This is a genomic window from Lactobacillus nasalidis, from assembly GCF_016587775.1.
GTDB lineage: Bacteria > Bacillota > Bacilli > Lactobacillales > Lactobacillaceae > Lactobacillus > Lactobacillus nasalidis.
In genome coordinates, this window is sequence record NZ_BOCG01000225.1 from 1 (window position 1) to 5,077 (window position 5,077).

At 51.5% G+C, this 5,077-nt stretch carries 7 protein-coding genes and 1 riboswitch; of the genes, 2 read left to right on the forward strand and 5 right to left on the reverse strand.

Annotated features, from left to right (window positions below; translation table 11 throughout):
• Positions 1-633 (reverse strand): transporter substrate-binding domain-containing protein (locus lacNas_RS03755; RefSeq protein ID WP_201346607.1); only part of this gene is annotated, 633 nt, incomplete at its 3' end.
• A gap of 21 nt (positions 634-654) precedes the next feature.
• Entirely contained in the window at positions 655-1,395 is a 741-nt protein-coding gene (locus lacNas_RS03760; RefSeq protein WP_201331084.1) for an amino acid ABC transporter ATP-binding protein, read from the reverse strand.
• Between the two features lie 569 nt (positions 1,396-1,964).
• Here lacNas_RS03760 and udk (lacNas_RS03765) point away from each other — a divergent pair.
• Positions 1,965-2,621 (forward strand): uridine kinase, encoded by a 657-nt coding sequence (gene udk / locus lacNas_RS03765; RefSeq protein WP_201331085.1) that lies wholly within the window; start codon positions 1,965-1,967, stop codon positions 2,619-2,621.
• Positions 2,621-3,247 (forward strand): uridine kinase, encoded by a 627-nt coding sequence (gene udk / locus lacNas_RS03770; RefSeq protein WP_201331086.1) that lies wholly within the window; start codon positions 2,621-2,623, stop codon positions 3,245-3,247. The genes udk (lacNas_RS03765) and udk (lacNas_RS03770) overlap by 1 nt, the downstream gene beginning before the upstream one ends.
• A 69-nt stretch (positions 3,248-3,316) precedes the next feature.
• Here the strand turns inward: udk (lacNas_RS03770) and lacNas_RS14410 are convergent, their stop codons facing one another.
• From lacNas_RS14410 to lacNas_RS03780, 3 genes are all read right to left on the reverse strand, one after another.
• A complete protein-coding gene (locus lacNas_RS14410) occupies positions 3,317-3,448 on the reverse strand; it encodes a hypothetical protein (protein ID WP_280515170.1) in 132 nt (43 codons plus the stop codon).
• Positions 3,449-3,585: 137 nt separating this feature from the next.
• The gene (locus tag lacNas_RS03775) at positions 3,586-4,155 is read right to left on the reverse strand and encodes an ECF transporter S component (RefSeq protein ID WP_201331087.1); all 570 of its coding nucleotides are present in this window, start codon (positions 4,153-4,155) and stop codon (positions 3,586-3,588) included.
• A 47-nt stretch (positions 4,156-4,202) separates the two neighbouring features.
• Positions 4,203-4,299: riboswitch (TPP riboswitch) on the reverse strand.
• Positions 4,300-4,361: 62 nt separating this feature from the next.
• Positions 4,362-5,077 (reverse strand): M42 family metallopeptidase (locus lacNas_RS03780; RefSeq protein ID WP_201346608.1); only part of this gene is annotated, 716 nt, incomplete at its 5' end.

Genomic DNA, 5,077 nt, shown 5'->3' on the forward strand with positions numbered 1-5,077 from the left:
CCCGGCCAAAATGCCGTTGTCGGTAGCCACGGCATCCCCCTGGCCGGCCAGCAGGGCGTTGGTGCAGGCACCGTAGTCGTTGTACTGGCGGATCTTGGCCTTTGGAGCCAGGCGCGCAATGTCTTCAGCAGCCGTCGTCCCCTTGACCACGATGACTACTCTGCCCTTGTGGTTGAGGTCTTTGATGGACTTGATCGAGCTGCTGGTCTTGGTCATCAGCGACGTCCCCGCCTTAAAGTAAGGCGTTGAGAAGTCAACTGACTTCTTTCTTTCATCGGTGATCGTCATGGTCGCCAAAACCGCGTCCAAGTTGTTGTTCTTCAGCTGCGGAATCTTGGTCTGGGCCGTAACTTCAATGAACTTGGCCTTGCCGTTTTTGCCCAGGATCTTCTTGGTCAGCAGGCGGGCCAGGTCGATTTCAAAGCCCTCCAGTTTGTTGGTCTTGACGCTCTTGATCCCGAACAAGGCCGTATCGTATTTCACGCCCCAGGTAATCGTCTTGGTACTCTTGACGTGGTTGTAGACTCTTACTGAGCTGTCGCTTTCAACGGCGCAGGCTGACAATGATCCCAAGCCAAGCAGCAGGAAGAACAGGGCGGCAACTTTGCGGAGCAACTTTTTCTTTTGTTTCATGTAACCGCTCCCTTCCTTTTGTTAGTGGTCGATAACCTTGCTGAGGAATTCTTGGGCCCGCATGTTGCGTGGGTGCTCGAAGAAGTCCTTCGGGTTGTGTGAGTCTTCCAGGACCTGCCCCTGGTCAAAGAAGATGATCCGGTCGCTCACTTCTCTGGCAAAGCCCATTTCGTGAGTAACGACCACCATCGTCATCCCTTCAGAAGCAATCGTCTGCATGACGTCCAGAACGTCTTGAATCATTTCCGGGTCAAGGGCACTGGTCGGTTCGTCGAACAAAAGCACCTTTGGCTTCATGGCCAGGGATCTGGCGATGGCCACCCGCTGCTTTTGACCACCGGAAAGCTGTCTTGGGTAAGAATCTTCCTTGTCCAGCAGGCCGACGCGCTTAAGCAGGTTTTCGGCGATTTCCCGGTTTTCCTTTTCATCGCGGTGCAAAACGATTCGCGGAGCCAGCATGACGTTTTCCAAAACCGTGTGGTTTTCGTAAAGGTTGAAGTGCTGGAACACCATGCCGACGTCACGGCGGATCTTGTTTAAGTCGGTCTTCTTGTCGCCCAGGTCAAAGCCGTCAACGTTCAAGACCCCTGAAGAAATGCCTTCCAAACCGTTCATGGTTCTGATCAAAGTACTCTTGCCGGCGCCCGAAGGGCCGATAATTGAAACGACTTCACCCTCATCGATGCTCAGGTTGACGTCTTTCAAGGCATGGTAGTCCCCGTAGAACTTGTTGACTTTCTTGAACTCAATGATTGCTGCCATAGTGGTCCTCCTTGTTTTATTAACGCTTAATTAAATTGCTAGCCAGCCAATCCAGTGTAAGTATTTTAACACTTATTTATCAAACTATCACTGCCAAAGCTGAAAAGGTTCGCTTATCAGTCGGGCTTTCCTCCAAAAAGACGCCCCATTTTCATCTTCAAAAGGAAATAGCCGAATCATTTTGAAAACGTTATTCTTTCATGCCAGCCGAAGCGGCCTTTCCCCGTTCAAGTATGATTAATTTTTTATTAAATTTACCAGAAAGGGGCCGCCGGTGCAAGCATTTTGTCTATGATTCGCGAATCTTTTAGCTTTTTTTAATAAAAAAAGCAGAGAAGCTCTTGCTTATCTTAATTTTGGCTGGGACTTTTCTTTACTTTCTTTTGTATTTCTCGGTCTATTCTTAATTATATTAACTCATTTCTTTTTTGCAAAATTTTTGAAGTTTTTCCAAACGTTTTTTCATGCCCGCAGCTTCCTTAAAAGCGCTTGAAATCGCGTTTTTTCACAGTTTTGACTAGACCGGATCTTTGATCACCTCTATAATTAGTAGTTAAAGGAGTTTTCAAATGTCAAAAAAGCAACATCCCATCATCATTGGTATCGCCGGGGGCAGCGGGTCAGGCAAGACCACCATTGCCCATGAATTATACGACCAGTTCAAGAACGACCGCATCCGGATCATTACGGAAGACTCTTACTACAAGAATCACCCGGAAATGACCATGGCCGAAAGAAACAAGATCAACTTCGACCACCCCGACGCTTTTGATACCGAGCTTTTAATCAGCCAATTGCAGGACCTGCTCAACGGCAAGGCTGTTGAGATGCCGATCTACGATTTCACCACTCACCTGCGCAGCCCGGAAACCGTCCACGTTGAGCCGGCCGACATCATCATCCTGGAAGGGATCCTGGTTTTGGCTTCTGAAGACCTGCGCAAGCTGATGGACATCAAGATTTTCGTCGACACGGATGACGACATCCGCCTGATCCGCCGCCAGCGCCGCGACATGGCTGAACGGGGCCGGTCATTTGACTCGATCATCGACCAGTACCTGGCCACCGTCAAGCCCAGCTACCACCAGTTCGTCGAACCGTCAAAGCGCTACGCCAACATCATCGTCCCAGAAGGCGGCGCCAATGACGTTGCCCTGGACATGCTGACGACGAAAGTCCGCGACATCCTGCGCCGCAATGATTTAGCAGAAAAGGAAGCAGAATAATGTCCAAGCAGAAACCTCTCGTAATCGGTATTGCCGGCGGCAGCGGATCGGGCAAGACGACTGTGGCCAAGGAAATCAGCAAGCGCCTGCCGGCTGACCGGGTCCTCATCCTGACTGAAGATGCCTACTACAACGACAACTCAGCCCTCAGCATGGAAGAGCGCAAGCAGATCAACTACGACCACCCCAACGCCTACGACACCGACTTGATGATCAAGCAGCTCAAGGAGCTCTTGAACGGCCAGGCGATCGAAATGCCGACCTACAATTTCAACATTCTTTCCCGGGCCAAAGACACCGTCCACGTCGAGCCGGCCGATATCATCATCCTGGAAGGAATCCTGGTTTTGGCTTCTGAAGACCTGCGGCAGTTCATGGACATCAAGCTCTTCGTCGATGCCGACGACGACATCCGCTTCATCCGCCGCCTGGAACGCGACACCAAGGAACGGGGCAGGTCGATCGACTGGATCATCTCCCAGTACCTGGCTACCGTCAAGCCCAGCTACAACCAGTTTGTTGAGCCAAGCAAAAAATACGCCGACATCATCATTCCCCAGGGCGGAGAAAACCAAGTCGCCATCGACATGGTCTCCTCCAAGCTGCTTTCCATCATCAACAGCTGAAAAATTCCAACAGACGCAAAACGCGGACCGATTGCCAAGCAATCAAGTCCGCGTTTTTTATTTTTTGTTTTAGAGATTCAGGTAAGCAAAAGTATGCAGGCCAATCCAGGCGGTTGCCAGCATCAAGGCCAGCACGATGCCCACCGTGCTCCAGTAGGCCTGCTTCATTTTCTTTGGTCTGGTCAAAATCAAGTGCGTCATTTTTGCTCCTCCCTAAATTCATAAAAATTGAAAACTTTCACGATATATCCTAACAATGTTTTCAATCATACAACTTTCAGAAGAGCTTGTCACGCTTTTTTGATTATTTTTATCAAAAAGATGATAACTTTACTGCATTATTTGGCCATGACCCGGTCAAAGAGCTTGGTGATCAGCTTGACCAAAACCGCGTCGAAGACGACGGAGGAAACCAGGCCGGCGATGAACATTTCGATCAGCAGGCTCGGCTTGTAGGCACTCCAGCCATAAGTGAAGTAGCACATCACGAAGGCGGCCACGTGGCAGCAGATGGCCCCGATGATCAGGCTGCCCCAGCCAAAGCGGTCATAGTTTTCCTTCTTGGGGAAGAAGCCGATTTCGTTGAAGGCCCCCTGCACCAGCCCCTGCAAAATCGTCATTGCCCCCCACTGGCCGCCGAAGGCCATTTCCACGGTTGCCGCCAGGGTTTCGCCGACCAGGCCTGAGCCGAAGGTTGGCACGAAGTACATGGCCAAAGGCGCTGCCATGTACCAAAGGCCAGAATAGATCTCATCGGCCAGCGGTCCCAGGCCGACGAAATTCAGGGCAAACTTGGTCGAGTTGTAAAGGGGGTTGAAGACGTAAGTGTAGATTACCCCCATGATGATCCCGATCAGCGCCATCAGAATAATGGCTTTAACATTCCATTTGCTTTCTCTTTTAAGCATAAAAAAACTCCTATCCAACACACAATTGCCGGCTAGGAGTTTGAACTCATGTTAAACAAACACTTCCCTTACGCAAGCATTACCTTGGTCAGGTTCAAAGGGTCGACTTCCGTCATCTCAGCTTTCGCTCCCCTAGTGGCTAAATATTTGACTTATTACAGCTTACCAAATCAGCAAAACGCTAACAAGGCAAATTTTTCACTTAATTAATTGAAGCTTTTAAACGATGCGAGCTTGTCTTCGTCAATGTCGCGGATGATAGCCAGGGCCAGGTCAACGGCGGCCTTGTAGTCCTTGTAGCTGCTGAAGCAGTAAGGCGAGTGCTCGTAGCGGACCGGAATCCCGATCACGATCGTCGGCGCCCCGTTTTCATAGTAGATTGCCGCGCCGTCCTGCCCGCCGCCAGTTCTGACTGACCGGGTGTAAGGGATGCCCTCCCGGTCGGCCAGATCGCAGGCATACTGCTGGAACTTCGGGTTCGGCAGGAAGGTGACGTCCATGTCCCGCAGCATCGGCCCGCGCTTCAGGCCCGTCTGCGACAGCCAGTCCGGCTCAAAGGTATCGTCGGCCGGGCAGCTTTCCAGAACCAGGCACAAGTCCGGCTTGACCTTGCGGGCCGTGACGTAGGCTCCCCGCAGGCCGACTTCTTCCTGGCTGGAAAGAGCGGCCACCAGGTCCATGCTGATTTCCTCATCCTTGAGGTTTTCCAGGATGTCGGCCATGGCCGCGGCGCCGAAGCGGTCGTCGAAGTCCTTGCCGAAGAAAAGGCCGGTCTTGTCATTGTATTCGCAGTCCACGTCGACGAAAATCGGGCAGCCGGTGTCGATCTTGTAGTCGTTGATCGTTTCTTCCCGGCTGGAAGAGCCGACGTCAATGGACAAGTCGGCTACCTGCGGGACGGCTTTTCTTTCGGCAGCCGTCA

Coding starts and splice junctions, on each gene's coding strand:
- lacNas_RS03760 (WP_201331084.1), bottom strand. CDS start 1,395: ATGGCAGCAATCATTGAGTTCAAGAAAGTCAACAAGTTCTACGGGGAC.
- udk (WP_201331085.1), top strand. CDS start 1,965: ATGTCAAAAAAGCAACATCCCATCATCATTGGTATCGCCGGGGGCAGC.
- udk (WP_201331086.1), top strand. CDS start 2,621: ATGTCCAAGCAGAAACCTCTCGTAATCGGTATTGCCGGCGGCAGCGGA.
- lacNas_RS14410 (WP_280515170.1), bottom strand. CDS start 3,448: ATGACGCACTTGATTTTGACCAGACCAAAGAAAATGAAGCAGGCCTAC.
- lacNas_RS03775 (WP_201331087.1), bottom strand. CDS start 4,155: ATGCTTAAAAGAGAAAGCAAATGGAATGTTAAAGCCATTATTCTGATG.